This window comes from Pseudomonas brassicacearum, assembly GCF_003732265.1.
Lineage (GTDB): Bacteria > Pseudomonadota > Gammaproteobacteria > Pseudomonadales > Pseudomonadaceae > Aquipseudomonas > Aquipseudomonas brassicacearum_D.
On record NZ_MOBK01000004.1, the window covers coordinates 129,768 to 144,957 of the forward strand.

Annotated in this window: 13 protein-coding genes; 8 read left to right on the forward strand and 5 right to left on the reverse strand. The window is 60.8% G+C overall.

Annotation, left to right across the window (positions count from 1 at the left end):
- Nucleotides 1-39: 39 nt before the first annotated feature.
- The 5 genes from BK660_RS10225 to BK660_RS10245 are packed head-to-tail and all read right to left on the reverse strand — an operon-like array spanning nucleotide 40 to nucleotide 5,765.
- Nucleotides 40-861 (reverse strand): class I SAM-dependent methyltransferase, encoded by an 822-nt coding sequence (locus BK660_RS10225; RefSeq protein WP_123433210.1) that lies wholly within the window; start codon nucleotides 859-861, stop codon nucleotides 40-42.
- On the reverse strand, nucleotides 855-2,012 hold the full coding sequence (locus BK660_RS10230; protein WP_123433211.1) for an acyltransferase family protein: 1,158 nt from the start codon (nucleotides 2,010-2,012) through the stop codon (nucleotides 855-857). Before BK660_RS10230 ends, BK660_RS10225 begins: the two co-directional genes overlap by 7 nt.
- The gene (locus BK660_RS10235) at nucleotides 2,009-2,902 is read right to left on the reverse strand and encodes a class I SAM-dependent methyltransferase (protein ID WP_123433212.1); all 894 of its coding nucleotides are present in this window, start codon (nucleotides 2,900-2,902) and stop codon (nucleotides 2,009-2,011) included. The genes BK660_RS10230 and BK660_RS10235 overlap by 4 nt, the downstream gene beginning before the upstream one ends.
- A complete protein-coding gene (locus BK660_RS10240; protein WP_123433213.1) occupies nucleotides 2,899-4,194 on the reverse strand; it encodes a glycosyltransferase in 1,296 nt (431 codons plus the stop codon). The genes BK660_RS10235 and BK660_RS10240 overlap by 4 nt, the downstream gene beginning before the upstream one ends.
- On the reverse strand, nucleotides 4,188-5,765 hold the full coding sequence (locus BK660_RS10245) for a glycosyltransferase (RefSeq protein WP_259698498.1): 1,578 nt from the start codon (nucleotides 5,763-5,765) through the stop codon (nucleotides 4,188-4,190). The genes BK660_RS10240 and BK660_RS10245 overlap by 7 nt, the downstream gene beginning before the upstream one ends.
- A gap of 429 nt (nucleotides 5,766-6,194) precedes the next feature.
- Between BK660_RS10245 and BK660_RS10250 the strand changes: the two genes are divergently transcribed.
- Genes BK660_RS10250 through BK660_RS10285 form a run of 8 tightly spaced genes read left to right on the forward strand, consistent with a single transcriptional unit; the run spans nucleotide 6,195 to nucleotide 15,183 of the window.
- The gene (locus BK660_RS10250) at nucleotides 6,195-7,109 is read left to right on the forward strand and encodes a GDP-mannose 4,6-dehydratase (protein ID WP_123433215.1); all 915 of its coding nucleotides are present in this window, start codon (nucleotides 6,195-6,197) and stop codon (nucleotides 7,107-7,109) included.
- Nucleotides 7,106-8,077: a GDP-mannose 4,6-dehydratase gene (gene gmd, locus BK660_RS10255; protein ID WP_123433216.1), complete on the forward strand. Its 972-nt coding sequence runs from the start codon at nucleotides 7,106-7,108 to the stop codon at nucleotides 8,075-8,077. Before BK660_RS10250 ends, gmd begins: the two co-directional genes overlap by 4 nt.
- 3 nt (nucleotides 8,078-8,080) lie before the next feature.
- Nucleotides 8,081-9,523: a mannose-1-phosphate guanylyltransferase/mannose-6-phosphate isomerase gene (locus BK660_RS10260; protein WP_123433217.1), complete on the forward strand. Its 1,443-nt coding sequence runs from the start codon at nucleotides 8,081-8,083 to the stop codon at nucleotides 9,521-9,523.
- A complete protein-coding gene (locus tag BK660_RS10265) occupies nucleotides 9,524-10,321 on the forward strand; it encodes an ABC transporter permease (RefSeq protein WP_123433218.1) in 798 nt (265 codons plus the stop codon).
- Nucleotides 10,321-11,574, forward strand: coding sequence for an ABC transporter ATP-binding protein (locus tag BK660_RS10270; RefSeq protein ID WP_027926225.1), 1,254 nt, complete (start codon nucleotides 10,321-10,323; stop codon nucleotides 11,572-11,574). The genes BK660_RS10265 and BK660_RS10270 overlap by 1 nt, the downstream gene beginning before the upstream one ends.
- Nucleotides 11,571-12,938 carry a glycosyltransferase family 4 protein gene (locus BK660_RS10275; protein WP_123433219.1) on the forward strand — a complete coding sequence of 456 codons (1,368 nt, stop codon included), beginning with the start codon at nucleotides 11,571-11,573 and terminating at the stop codon, nucleotides 12,936-12,938. The genes BK660_RS10270 and BK660_RS10275 overlap by 4 nt, the downstream gene beginning before the upstream one ends.
- Nucleotides 12,922-14,052 (forward strand): glycosyltransferase family 4 protein, encoded by a 1,131-nt coding sequence (locus BK660_RS10280; protein ID WP_123433220.1) that lies wholly within the window; start codon nucleotides 12,922-12,924, stop codon nucleotides 14,050-14,052. The genes BK660_RS10275 and BK660_RS10280 overlap by 17 nt, the downstream gene beginning before the upstream one ends.
- The gene (locus tag BK660_RS10285; RefSeq protein ID WP_123433221.1) at nucleotides 14,053-15,183 is read left to right on the forward strand and encodes a glycosyltransferase family 4 protein; all 1,131 of its coding nucleotides are present in this window, start codon (nucleotides 14,053-14,055) and stop codon (nucleotides 15,181-15,183) included.
- The last annotated feature ends 7 nt before the right edge of the window (nucleotides 15,184-15,190 follow it).

Sequence of the window (15,190 nt, forward strand, 5' to 3'; positions counted from 1 at the left end):
TGGGAGCAAGCTCACTCCCACAGGTCCACAGGTAAGTGCTTAGGGTTTACGGGCGATGATCACCTGACTTTTCGCCACGACCGCGTCCAGCGCCTGTTTGATCTGCGCGCCGCGAGGGGACGCCAGAACCGCTTGCCAGGTGTCGGCCCAGTGGTTGAGCAGCGGGTGGTCGGCATTGCTGAAGTCGACCTTGGCTTCCCAGAACAGCAGCATCCACATCGACCAGTAAAACCCGTACTGGCTGTGGCTGAGCACTTCGAGGCCGGCGTCGCTGACCATCGCCTTGAACTGCTCTTCGCTGATGATGCGAATGTGGTTGGGCTTCTGGAAATACTCCGGTGCGGCGATGTCCTTTTGCAGGTCTTCGGAGCTCGGGTGCGGAACACTGAGCAAATACAGCGCGCCCGGCTTGCCAACTCGCACCAGTTCGGCGAGGAACTGCGCCGGATCGTCCACATGCTCGATGACTTCGGTGGACACCACGCGGGTGGCGGTGGCGTCGGCAATCGGCAGCGGATTGCAGTCGGTGACGTGGCATTCGATGTCGCGCGCCGGGGTATCGCCGAGACGCTGGCGGGTGGCTTCGACCTTGGCGGCGTCGATGTCGGCGATGATGATCTTCGCCCCGCGCATGCCGCAGAAATGCACGTTGCCGCCGTCACCACAGCCCACGTCCAGCAGCGTGTCTTCGGCGCTCACCGGGAACCCGGTGAACAGCTCGCCGGTTTGCTGATTGAACCAGCCACTGAGCATCGCGTCGTGCAGGCCGAGCATGTACGGGTCGACTTTCTCGACCTTGTCCGCCACAGGCTGCGCGGGAGCGGGCGTGCCCGCCGTGAGTTTCTTCAAAAGGCTCAGCATGAGGTAGCTCCAGAGGATGGGACGGCTGTTCGGGACGTGCTCAGGCGCTTGACCAGCGAGGCGCCGCGGTTGCGCATGGGCATTTCGATGAAGCGGTAGTTGAGTTCGCTCAGCAGCACGATCAGGCCGCCAGCCATCAGCAACGTCAGGATTGGATGGCCGGCCGGACTGGGCAGGCCGGCAGCCTGTAGACGAAAGGTGAATTCGCGCACCAGCAAGTAGGCCGGAATGTGGATCAGGTAAATCCCGTAGGAACGGCTGCCGACCCAGGTCATCACGTTTTTCAGCAGGCCACGAGGCAGCAGATAATCACGGTTATACGACGCCACCCAAACCAACACCGCGCACAACAGGGCAATCACGCCGATGCGGTATTGGGTGAAGGTGAAGCGATCAGTCGCCATGAAACTGAGCGCCAGCGACAGCACGATCAGCGCCGAGACGCCGGCCCATGGCCGACGCAAAAACGTCGGTTCCCAGCGCCAGTAAGAAGGTTGCGCACTCCACATCGCCAACAACACACCAAGGGCCAGCGCATCGGTGCGAACCACCATCAGGATCGGCGTGCGCAGCGTGAAAATTTGCACCGCGACCAGCGCCAGCAAGGCCCATACCAGGTGCTTGCGGCAGGCCAGGATCAGCAGCGGAAACAGCAGGTAGAACTGCTCTTCCAGCGACAGGCTCCAGTACACAAAACTGGTGCCGTATTCGTAGTGATAGAAGCTGTCGGCGAAGCGGAAGTTGGCGTATTGCGCCACACCGGCCAGCGTCGCCTGCACGTTGGCGTGCAGCGTACCGAACGCGCCGGAGCGGTTGAGAAAGAGGCACGCCAGCAACATCAGCGCCAGCCACAACCAGGCTGACGGCAACAATCGAAAGGCTCGGCGCAGCCAGAAATTGCGCGTCTGCTGCCAGTACTCCTGACGGGTGCTGCACCCTTGCAACGCCGGGATCAAGCTGCGTGCGATGACAAATCCCGAGATCGCGAAAAACAGGTCGACGCCCCACCACGGCTGACCGAACGCAGTGATGGTTTGCAGCAACGGCACCGAGGCTGCAAAGAGGCTGTCTTGCAGGTGATGAAACAGCACGCCGAGTACCGCGATGCCGCGCAACAACTCGATGTCCATGATCCGTTTGTCGTTACTCATGCCGTCCTCCTGGACGCTGCATCGGCATCCACCGGTTTGCGCGCGATGATCACCTGGCTCTTGGGCATGAACCGATCGAGCATCTGCTTGATCGCCAAACCGTCGGGTTGCGCCAGCAAGTCCTGCCAGGTTTTCGCCCAGCTTTCCATCAGCGGCGGGTACGGGGCCTGGATGCGGTCACGTACCGCGCCGCCCAAATCCCGTCCCGCGACCCGCTCACTGGCCCAGAAGAAAATCATGCCCATCACCCAGAAAAACCCGGTGGCCTGACGGTGCTCGATCACCAGCCCCGCGTCCTCCACCAGTGCGGCAAAACGCTCCGGGGTAAAAATCTGTACGTGATTGGGCGACTGGAAGTAGCTCGCCGGAGCGATGCCCTTTTGTAAATGTTCGCCCACCGGCGCTGGAACGCTGAGCAGATACAGCGCACCGGGCCGGCCCATGCGCACCAACTCGGCCATGAAAGGCTCGGGTTGATCGATATGCTCCAGCACTTCCATGCACACCACTTTGCTCGCGCAACCGTCAGCCAGCGGCAATGGCAGGCTGTTGCTGACCAGGCCTAGATTGGCTTTATCCGACTGCACTTCTACTTGCCGGGCGAGGTCACGGACTTTGTCGTGTTCGCTGTCGGTGAAGATCACCGACGCCCCCTGGCGCACCGCAAACAAGGTCGCGACCCCTTCGCCACAGCCGACGTCCAGCAAGGTGTCGTCGGCGCTAATGGCAAACCCCTTGAGCAGTTCGCCGCTGTCGCCGCAAAACCAGCCGTCGTGCATTGCATCGTGCAAGCCGACCTCTCTTGGCGACACACGGGTGGGTTCAACCGGCAACGGCGCGGGCTCGGGTTTCGCTTCAGGAAAGAAACGTCTGACCAATGCGCGGATCATGCCTCGGGGGTTTCCACGGCGCGGGTTTCGAACAGCTGGGCAAAATAGGCCTTCAGGCGCTGCTCGGCAGTGGCCTGGCTGCAGAATGTCTTGAGGCTGGCCACGGCGTGCGTGGACATCTGTGCATAACGTTCGGGGTCGCTCTTGGCCACCTCGTAGCTTGTCCGGTATGCGCGGCACAACGACGCCCAGTTGGTGACGTAGCGCAACGTCCGGAACGCCCGGCGCGGATCATGCGGCCAAGCAGTCAGTTCGTCCGTGGAGTCGATGAGGAACGCATTATCGGCGTCCAGATAATCGATCATCGCCGTGGTTCGTGGCGCCACGGCCGGCTTGCCGCAGGACATGAATTCCATCAGCGGCAGACACTGGCCTTCGCCGTAGGACGTGTTGACCGCGTAGCTGGTTGCCTGCACCAGACGCTCGTAATCCGCATCCGCGAGGTAGCCATAAATCAGCACGATCCGGCAGCGATAGGACTGGTTTTTGTACAAGTGATGAAGGATGTCGGTCAGCGCGGCTTCGGCATCGTGGTGGGTCAGTTTGAGCACCAGCGTCGCGTCGTCCACTTCACGGAACGTCACGCAAAACGCGCTGAGCATGTCTTCCCAGTTCTTGCGCCCGTCGCCGGGATTGAACACCGAGGTGTAGATCACTCCGTCGAGGACCAACTCGTGTTCACTCGGCGGGGCCTCGAAGTCGATGCCCACGCCTTCGCGCGATGACGCCGGCCCGAAGGCCCGCAAGTCGAGTTCGCGGCTGTCCGCCAGCAACCCCTTGATCTTCAATCGCACCTGGCGGGCCAGCGGCTGCCGCTGCAATTGCGCGCCGCGCTCGGAAAACCGGTCCCACACCGGGGCCGGCACCGCGACGATCGGATAGTCGGCGCCCATCGCCTCGCGCACCGCCGTCACGGTGTAGCTGGAATGAGTAATCGCCGCACCCGCTGCGCGTAATACGGTGCGCCAGTCATTGAGCGGGTCACCGGCAAAGGGTTCGTTGGGGATGGTGCTGAATTCCCAGGCGAACACCGGCAGTGTCGGGCAAGCAAGACTGACCGGCGTGCGATGAGGCGGCGAGAACGACAGGAACACGCAATCTTCGCCTCGGGACAGACACTCCCGGTACAAGGCATCGACTTCGGCCTGCGGATCACGGACTTCCACCACTCGCCCCAACCGCTCCAGCACGGGGCGGTATTCCTTGAGCACGAAGTAGTAGCTGTATTCCGAACGGCCCAGGTTCTGGGCGATGGTGTGCTGGTTGGTTTCCGAATGAATGATGATCAGCATGCGGCGTTATCCGTTTCGGTCGCTGCCGGCAGAACCTGTGGCGCCAGCCCGAAAAAATCCGCCAGGCGCTTCTGCACCGGGGCGAAAGCGCAGTAGTCGTGCATCCGCTCGACGGCGGCGAGGGACATGCGCTGATAGTCCTGCGGTTGCGTCTTGGCCATCCGGTAGCTGTTTTCGTAGGCGATTTTCAGTGAGCCCCAGTCCGGTCGATAGCGCAGGGTGCGGTAGATGATCCGGGTGTCCTGCGGCCAGATGGTCAGCTCTTCGCTGGACTTGACCACAAACGCCACGCGCTCATCGATGTAGTCCTCCATGGCCGTGTGATCGGGAGCGATCACCGGTTTACCGCTGGCCATAAATTCCATCAGCGGCAGGCACAGCCCTTCGCAGCGCGATGCATTGACGTAGAAACTGGCCGCTTGGTAAAGCCGGGCGTATTGCGGATCGTCCAGGTAACCGTGCATCACCACCACCCGACAGGCGAATGGCGAGAGCTGCGCGAGCAAGGTCATCAGCTCGTCGTAGTAGGACGACAGGTCGCTTTGGGTAATCTTCAGCACCAGCGTGGCGTCAGACGTTTCGCGAAAGGCCCAGCAAAACGCCGTGATTAATTGATGCCAGTTCTTGCGCCCGTCACGCGGGTTGAACACGGTGACATAGACCACACCGTCGACCCGGGTTTCTACCAAAGAGGTGGTGTCCGGCCAATGACGCGGCTCAGGTTCTGGCACCGCAATCGTCTGCGGACCGGCGATGGCGGGCAGGTATTCGGCCACTCGAGCGTGCGCCGCATCGGAGAGCAAATCGCGGATGCCTTCCCAGTACCACTGGCTCAGGAAGTGCGTGCGATGCAGCGGAACCGGCAGCGTTTTGCCCATGTCCCGGCGCCACATGTGCAAGTAATGGCGGGCAATCACGAAGCGGCGCTTCAGTGTCAGTGGCGGCGGTTTCAACGCTTCCAGTTCGGCCTCGCGCGCGGCCAGTTCCTCGGCGGTCGGCACCGCGGGAATCAGTGCATCAGCGCTGAGGCCAAGGGTGCGCGTATCGAAAATACAGCCCTTGATGTCCAGCACCGAACCGGCGTTCACCGGGACACTGGTGTGCTGACTGCGAATGGCCGCAAAGTTTTCCCACAACGGCGTTGGCAACACCAGCACCGGGAAGTCTTCACCCATGGACCGACGAATCGCCCGGGCTGTATGGCTGGAAAGCGTGATCACCCGGCCCTGACGCGCGAGCATTTGCGTCCAGTCCTGACGCGGGTCGTTGTCCCACTGCTCATCGGGAATCGAATCAAACTCCCAGGCCACCACGCAAATTGTCGGGCACTCAAGGTCGTTCGGGGTTTTCTGCGGCGGCGTAAAAGACAGGAACAGGCTGTCCTCGCCAGTGGCCAGCAGTTGTTTGTAGAGGGGATCGACCTCGGCGGTGGAGGACACCACATGCACGCGCCCAAGGCTTTCGAGCACCGGGCGATACGCCTTGAGCACGAAGTAGTAGCTGTATTCGGGACGACCGAGGCTCTGGCTGATGGAGCTGTCGTTGACGTCCGAGTAAAGAATGAAATTCATGGCATCCCACGATGAAACCGCCATCCCGGCAGCCCCACTCTATGACGGCAAAGCCAACGGAGCGCCGGTGTTTGCCGGTCGTCGTCCATCGTCTTTTTGCTCGTCTACGTTCTTGTTTTAATGGTCAGTCTCGCGGGGTTCGGGAACAACCCGCACGAACGCTGGATAATCGTGACGAGGGGCATTCTAAACACATCCGTCGAGGATTCGTGAACCGCCCGGCGAGAATAAATCGGGCTACGCTAACGAGAACTGACCAGTCACGGTTGGACCTGTTGAAATTGCCGAGCAATTGGCACAGATTGGCAACCAAACAACTACAACAATGCATTTCGCCTGTCTTTCGACCAAGCAATCCACCCGGTCCGTCAGACATTTCCATAAAGCCTGTGGGGAAACGGACGAAATGAATGACCAAGGGGCTGCTGTTTGAAAAAGCGTCTGTTCGTGACGGGTCTGAGTGGATTCGTCGGACAACACATCCAATCTCGCCTGATCGCTGATGACTCGGAATGGGCGCTACTGCCTGCCACTTCCCGTTACGATCTCGCTGAGCCCGGCAGCCTCGAAGGCCTGTGGCCCGAGATGCCCGACGCGGTCATTCACCTGGCTGGCCAGACCTTCGTCCCCGAAGCCTTCCGCGACCCGGCGCGCACGCTCAACATCAACCTGCTCGGCACCCTGAACCTGCTGCAGGCCCTGAAGGCCCGCGGCTTCACCGGTACGTTTCTGTACGTCAGCTCTGGCGACGTCTACGGCCAGGTCACCGAAACCGATCTGCCCATCACCGAACATCAGCCGCCCTGCCCGCGCAATCCTTATGCAGTGAGCAAGCTGTCGGCGGAATTCCTTAGCCTGCAATGGGGCCTGAGCGAAGGCTGGCCGGTCATGGTCGCCCGTCCGTTCAACCACATCGGCACCGGCCAGAGCGACAACTTTGTCATCGCCAGCGCTGCCCGGCAGATCAGTCGAATCAAACAAGGCTTGCAAGCGCCGCAACTGGAAGTCGGTGACATCGACGTCACGCGCGATTTCCTCGACGTTGACGACGTGATTTCGGCCTACCTGGCGCTGCTGGAAAAGGGCGTGCCGGGACAGGTCTACAACATCTGCTCGGGGCACGAGCAGAGCATTCGCAGTTTGATCGAACAACTGGGGGACCTCGCCCAGGTCGACATGCAACTGATTCAAGACCCCGCGCGCCTTCGTCGCGCGGATCAGCGTCGCGTTTGTGGCAGCCACGCCAGGCTTGCCCAGACCACAGGATGGACGCCTGAAATCACAACACAACAATCCCTGCGGGCGATCCTGTCCGACTGGGAGAAGCGAGTACGACAAGAATGACTAAAAGTGCATTGATCACAGGGATCACCGGGCAGGACGGTGCTTATCTGGCCAAACTGCTGCTCGACAAGGGGTACAAGGTCCACGGCCTGGTGGCGCGGCGCAGCAGCGATTCACGCTGGCGACTGCGTGAGATGGGCGTCGAGGCCGACATCGTTTACCTGGACGGTGACATGGCCGATGCCTGCTCGGTGCAGCGCGCGGTCATCAAGTCGGCCCCGGACGAGGTCTATAACCTGGCCGCGCAAAGCTTCGTCGCCGCCTCCTGGGACCAACCGGTCACCACCGGTATCGTCGACGGTCTGGGCGTGACCCACCTGCTGGAAGCCATTCGCCAATTCAGTCCGCACACGCGTTTCTATCAAGCGTCCACCAGCGAAATGTTTGGCCTGATCCAGGCCGAGCAGCAGGACGAGAACACCCCGTTTTACCCGCGCAGTCCATACGGCGTGGCCAAGCTGTATGGCCACTGGATCACCGTGAACTACCGCGAAAGTTTCAACCTGCACGCCAGCAGCGGAATCCTGTTCAACCACGAATCACCCCTGCGCGGCATCGAGTTCGTGACCCGCAAAGTCACCGACGCCGCCGCCCGCATCAAGCAGGGCAAACAGCAGGAACTGCGCCTGGGCAACATCGACGCCAAGCGCGACTGGGGATTTGCCGGCGACTACGTCGAAGCCATGTGGCTGATGCTGCAACAAGACAAGCCCGATGACTTTGTGGTCGCCACCGGCGTGACCACCACCGTGCGCGAAATGTGCCGGATCGCCTTCGAACACGTCGACCTGAACTACCGCGATTTCGTGAAAATCGACCCGGCGTTTTTCCGCCCGGCAGAAGTGGAAGTGCTGCTGGGCAACCCGGCCAAGGCCCAGCGTGTGCTGGGCTGGAAGCCGAAGACCGATCTGGATACCTTGATCCGCATGATGATGGATGCGGACATGAAACGCGTCGCCAAGGAGTAGGCCATGCTGATTCCCGTGATTCTCTCCGGCGGTGCCGGTACTCGCTTGTGGCCGGTGTCCCGCGAGGGTCATCCCAAGCCGTTCATGACCTTGCCCGACGGTCAGTCGCTGCTGGGCAAGACCTATCGGCGAGCCGCCGGCCTGCTCGATGGCTGGGGCGATATCGTCACGGTGACCAACCGCGACTACTACTTCCAGAGCAAGGATCACTATCACGAGGCTGGGCTCAGCCGTCATCGCGGGCATTTCATGCTGGAACCGACGGGCCGCAACACGGCCCCGGCCATCGCGGCGGCAGCGTTGTCGCTGCAAGCCCTGCACGGTGACGAAGCGATCATGGTGGTGATGCCCGCCGACCATTTGATCCTCAACGAAGATGCGTTGAAGACCGCCGTGGAACACGCCGTGGCGCTGGCCAAGGATGGTTTCCTGGTGACCTTCGGCGTGGTGCCGACCGCGCCGGACACCGGTTTTGGCTACATCGAAACCGGTGCTGCACTGGACGGAAAAGGCGCGGCCAAGGTGCAGCGTTTCGTCGAAAAACCTGATTTGCAAACCGCGACGCATTATCTGGAAAGCGGCAATTTCCTGTGGAACTCCGGGATGTTCTGCTTCTCGATCGGCACCGTGCTGGCTGAATTGCAGATCCACGCCCCCGAGTTACTCGAGCAGACGAAAACCTGCATGGCGGCCAGCAGCCCGGTGGAAACCGTCGGCTGCCTGCAACAGGAATTGTCCCCGACGCTGTTCGCCGAGATCACCGACATCTCCATCGACTACGCGTTGATGGAGCACTCGGACAAGGTAGTCGTGGTGCCCGCCCAATTCGACTGGAGTGATATCGGCTCCTGGGGCGCAGTGGCTGCACTGGTACCCGCCGATGCGCAAAACAACCGCGCCAGCGGCGATGCCGTGTTCATCGACAGCCACAACAACTTTGTCCAGAGCGAAGACCGGCTGGTAGCGGCCGTGGGTGTGGATAACCTGATCATCATCGACACTGCCGACGCGGTGTTGGTCGCCCATGCCGATCGCGCGCAAGATGTGCGTCGCGTGGCCAAGCAGCTCAAGGACAAAAAGCACGAAGCCTATCGCCTGCACCGCACGGTCAGTCGACCTTGGGGCACCTACACCGTGCTCGAAGAAGGCCCGCGCTTCAAAATCAAACGCATCGTGGTCAAGCCCGGTGGTAAGTTGTCGCTGCAGATGCACCACCATCGCAATGAACATTGGGTGGTGGTCGAAGGCATGGCCAAGGTCACCAACAACGGCACCGGTACTCACCTGGTCGCGAAGAACGAATCCACGTTCATTGCTGCCGGTCACAAGCATCGTCTGGAAAACCCGGGCGTAATTGACCTGGTGATCATCGAAGTGCAAAGCGGCGAATACCTGGGAGAGGACGATATCGTTCGCTTCGAAGACCAATACGGCAGGACGGTTTGAATGCTGCTTTCTTTGTACCGCTCGCTGTGGGGCTATCGGGGATTCATCCTCGGTAGCGTCAAGCGAGAGTTCCAGGCGCGTTACCGCAATTCGTTGTTCGGTGCCCTGTGGACCGTGCTGAACCCGCTGTCGATGATCGTCGTCTACACCGTGATCTTTTCCCACATCATGCGCGCCCGTTTGCCGGGGGTGGATGATGGTTTGGCCTACAGCGTGTATCTCTGCGCCGGCCTGCTGACGTGGGGCTTGTTTGCAGAAATCACCGTGCGCAGTCAGAACATGTTTCTCGACAACGCCAACCTGCTGAAGAAAATCAGCTTCCCGCGGATTTGCTTGCCGGTGATCGTGCTGTTCAACGCCGGCATCAACTTCGCAATCATCATCAGCCTGTTCCTCGGTTTTCTGCTGATTACCGGGCGACTGCCCGGCATGGCGCTGCTGGCGCTGATTCCGTTGTTGGCCTTGCAGGTTGTGTTCTGTGCCGGGTTGGGGATGATTCTTGGCGTATTGAATGTGTTCTTTCGCGATGTCGGGCAATTTTTCGCCATCTGCCTGCAATTCTGGTTCTGGCTGACGCCGATCGTGTACCCGATGAGCATCCTGCCCGACTGGGTGCAGCGCCTGCTGCAACTCAACCCCCTGACCAACCTGATCACCAGCTACCAGAACGTGTTCCTTTACGGCCAATGGCCGGTCTGGAATTCGCTGCTGCCGATCATGGTGGCCAGCGTGTTGTTCTTCATCATCGGCCTGCGCCTGTTTCGTCAGCGGGTCGGTGAAATGGTGGATGAACTCTGATGGGGCACATACGCGTCACCGGCCTGGGCAAGGCCTACAAGCAATACCCCAATCGCTGGAGCCGACTGGCTGAATGGCTGATCCCTTTTTCGCCGATCCGTCATCGCCAGCACTGGGTGCTGCAAGATGTGGCTTTCGAGATTGCCCCCGGTGAGTCCGTGGGCATTGTCGGGGTCAACGGCGCGGGCAAAAGTACCCTGCTGAAAATGATCACCGGCACCACCCAACCCACCTGCGGCAGTATCCAGCTCGAAGGTCGCGTTGCCGCTCTGCTGGAGCTGGGCATGGGTTTTCATGCGGACTTCACCGGCCGGCAGAACGCGGTAATGGCCGGGCAACTGCTGGGCATGCAAGTTGAAGAAATCGAAGCATTGATGCCGGAAATCGAACGCTTCGCGGAAATCGGCGACGCCATCGACCACCCCGTGCGCACCTATTCCAGTGGCATGCAGATGCGCCTGGCGTTCAGCGTGGCCACCGCGCGGCGCCCGGACATCCTGATCGTCGACGAAGCGCTGTCAGTGGGCGACGCCTATTTCCAGCACAAAAGTTTCGACCGCATCCGCAGCTTCCGCAAAGCCGGCACCACGCTGTTGATCGTGTCCCACGACCGCTCGGCGATTCAGTCGATCTGCGACTCGGCGATCCTCCTGGAAAAGGGGCGGATGGCCATGCACAGCACGCCCGAAGCCGTCATGGATTACTACAACGCGCTGCTCGCCGAGCGCGAAGGCCAGACGGTGCGTCAGGAAATGCTCTCTGGCGGCCAGGTCAGCACCATTTCCGGCACCGGTGAAGCCGGGATTTTGCGGGTGCGTTTGCTGGACGAACACGAACGGTCCATCGATGCGGCAGAAGTCGGTCAGCCGGTGGTGCTGGAGGTGGACGTCGAAATCCGCCAGGACATCGAGCGGCTGGTGCTGGGCTTCATGATCAAGGATCGCCTGGGCCAGGCCATGTACGGCATCAATACCCATCGCCAGGATCAGGCGCTGAATGATCTGAAGGCCGGGGAGCGTGTGACCTACCGCTTTGCCTTCATCATGGGACTGGGCAAGGGTAACTATTCGGTCGCCCTGAGCCTGTCCCGACTGGATTCGCACCTCGATCGCAATTTCGAATGGCGGGACTACGGCCTGGTGTTCCACGTGATCAATAACCGCCACGAAGACTTCGTTGGCTGCTCGTGGCTGGGGGCGAAAACCACCATCACCCGCTCCGTTGAAACGCTGATGCCGGAAAACACACCATGACGCGCCTTCTGGTCGAATGCACCCACGTTTTCCAGCACCCCAAGGTCAACTCGGGCATTCAGCGAGTGGTGCGCAACGTCGTCAATCAACTGCCCGAATCGGTCGACGGGGTCGAATGCATTCCGGTGGTGATGCTCAGGGGCCAACTGTACCGAGTGCTGATGCTCGGCGCGCTGAACATTCCGTTTTTCGATCACTTGATGATCTTCGGTGGACGGCTGGGGCGCTTGGCGCACCGTTTCTGGCAACTGCATCAACGCCTGCACAACCGTAGCAACTCGCGAATGATCAAGCGTTTGCTGCACGTGGCCTACCGGGTGATGGCGATCACCTGTTTCAGTATTCCGCTGCGGATAATCGAAGGCATCAACCAGTATCAACTGCCCAAACGCTGCTCGCCGTTGCAGCACCAGCCGGGGGATCAACTGGTGTTGCTGGATTCGTCCTGGCACACCGATTTTTTCCCGTTTGCCGAACAGCTCAAACGCGATGGCGTGGGCATCGTTTCGGTGATCTACGACCTGATTCCCCTGACACATCCGCAGTTCTACGACACGCGGCTGGTGCAGGTCTTCAACGAGTGGTTTGACTGGATCACCCGAACGGCCGATGGCTACGTGGCTATTTCTGCCACGGTGCGCGATCAGGTGCGCGAGGAATTGCAGCGCCGCCTCGGCCCTGCCAGGGCCAATGAGTTGTGGTTCGACTATTTCCACCTCGGTTCCGAACTCGACCTGAGCGAAGCCACTGCCGCCGTGGAGCCGCGCCTTGCCAAGCTGTTCGAGGCTCCGGAGCCGGTGTTCCTGATGGTCAGTACCATCGAACCGCGCAAGAACCATGATTACCTGCTGGACGCTTTCGAACTGGCCTGGGCAGCAGGCTCCAGGGCCCGGTTGTGCATTGCCGGTCGAATCGGCTGGAAGTGCGACGCACTGCTCGCCCGGGTACGCCATCACCCGCAACTGAACCAGCGCCTGTTCATGTTCAACGACCTGAGCGACACCAGCCTCGAACATGCCTACAGCCACGCCAGCTCACTGGTGTTTCCGTCGTATGTCGAAGGCTTCGGCCTGCCGCTGGTGGAAGCCATGCAGCGCGGATTGCCCGCGATGGGCAGCGATATTCCGGTGTTTCGCGAAATCGGCGGCGACTTCATGGCGTACTTCGATCTGGCCGAGCCACACAGCCTGGCGGACCTGGTCGTGGGTTTCGAGCGCAACGGTCAATTCCCGGCCACCCGCGACGTCGCGGACTGGCGCTGGATCGGCTGGCGTGAAGCGAGTGCGCAATTGGCCGAGCGAACCTTGCGCAATCTTGTAGAAGCGCCGGTCATGCCAGAGAGGCAACATGCGAATTGCCCTTAATGCCCGGATCCTCCAGGCCCCGCGTACCGGCATCGGCCACTACGTCGCCGAACTGGCGAACGCCTTAGCCGGTGAGCCGGATATTGAACTGGCGTTGTTCCATGGCTGGGGCTGGAGCTCGGCTCTGCCGGAAGCGGCCATGCCCGGTTATTCGCGACTGACGCCGTTGCTGCGGCAGATTCCGGGGGCCTATCAGGCCCGACGCTGGCTGGAGCAGAAACGCTTCGATCAGGGGCGTGCGCAAACCATCGACCTCTACCACGAGCCAAGTTTATGGCCGCTGTCCTTCGACGGCCCGACGGTCATCACCCTGCATGACCTGACTCACCTGCACTACCCCGACACTCAACCGCCTGCACGCTTGCGAGAAATCGAACGGCGACTGGCCGATGGCGTACGCCAGGCGAGCCTGATTCTCACCGACTCGCAGTTCATTGCTGACGAAGCCCTGGCGCATTTCGGGCTGCCGGCCGAGCGGTTTGTTGTCGCGCCACTGGGTGTAGCGGCGCGCTTCCACCCACGGGCGCCCGAGGCCATCGACGCCGTACTCAAGGCCCACGGCGTCGAAGCGCGGGAATACTTCCTCTGCGTCGGCACCCTGGAGCCACGCAAGAACCTGACCCTGGCCCTGCGCGCCCACGCTTTGTTGCCAGAAGTTGTACGCCAGCGTTTTCCGCTGCTGATCGTCGGCATGGCCGGATGGCAGCGCGAGCAGTTCAGCGAAGAGCTGCATCAGGCCCTGGCCAGCGGTCACGTCTGTTTGCTCGGCTACCTGCCCGACGAACAAGTCGCGCAGCTGTTGGCCGGTGCTCGGGCGTTGATTTTTCCATCACTCTACGAAGGCTTCGGCCTGCCGGTGCTGGAAGCCATGGCCAGCGGCACACCGGTCATTCTGACCCGGCGTTCGGCCATGCCCGAGGTGGCGGGCGCAGCGGGCAACTATATCGAACCTGACGACCCCGACGGCTTGCGCGAGGCCATGAGCCGTCTGATCGACGATCAAGCACATTGGCAGGCGTGCACGGATGCAGGATTGCAACAGGCAAGGCTTTTTACCTGGGAACGTTGCGCGAAGGTCACGGCCCGCGCCTACCGCCAGGCCATGGGAGGTTGAATGCGAGTTCTTCATTTTTTCAAGACGTACTTGCCGGATTCGGTCGGCGGGATCGAACAAGTCATCTTCCAGTTGTGCGAAAGCGGCGCCCAGCACGGCGTTGAAGGCCGGGTACTGACACTCAGCGCCGATCCGACACCGCCGGTGGTGCAGCTCGGCCAGCACGAAGTCCATCGGGCCAGACTCGACATTCAATTCGCTTCCACGGGTTTTTCCTGGAGCGTCTTCAAACAATTTCGCGAGTTGGCGGCCGAGGCCGACGTGGTCAATTACCACTTTCCCTGGCCGTTCATGGACCTGGTGCATTTCGCCAGCGGCATGAACAAGCCGAGCGTGGTGACGTACCATTCGGACATCATTCGCCAAAAACACCTGCTCAAACTCTACCGGCCCCTGATGAACCGCTTTCTGGCCAGCGCCGACCGGATCGTCGCCGCGTCGCCCAACTATTTGCACACCAGCGATGTGTTGCAACAGTTTCAGGACAAGACCCGAGTGATCCCCTATGGCCTGAACAAGGCAGGTTATCCACAGCCCAACGTCGAGCGCATGGCCCACTGGCGGCAGAAGCTTGGGGATAAGTTTTTCCTGTTTGTGGGGGTGATGCGTTACTACAAGGGTTTGCACATCCTGCTCGACGCCTTGAAGGACCTGGATTACCCGACGGTGATTGTCGGTGCCGGCCCGCTGGAAGCAGAGCTTCACGCCCAGGCAGCGGCGTTGGGGCTGCGCAATATTCACTTCCTCGGACGGCTGGGGGACGAAGACAAAGTGGCGCTACTGCAATTGAGCTACGCCATCGTATTCCCTTCGCACCTGCGCTCCGAAGCGTTCGGCATTTCGCTGCTGGAAGGGGCGATGTATGGCAAGCCGATGATCTCCAGTGAGATCGGCACCGGCACCAGCTACATCAATATTCACAACGAAACCGGATTGGTGGTACCTCCCAGTCATCCACAGGCCTTCCGTGAAGCGATGCGCACGCTGTGGGAAAACCCGACGCGTGCGGCAGAAATGGGCGTTAAGGCTGAGACTCGGTATCGGCAGTTATTCACAGCCGATGAGATGGGCCGCAAGTGGACCGAATTGTACGAAGAGCTGCTGGAAGAAAAGTCCCTGTCCTACGCGTAACTGCCTT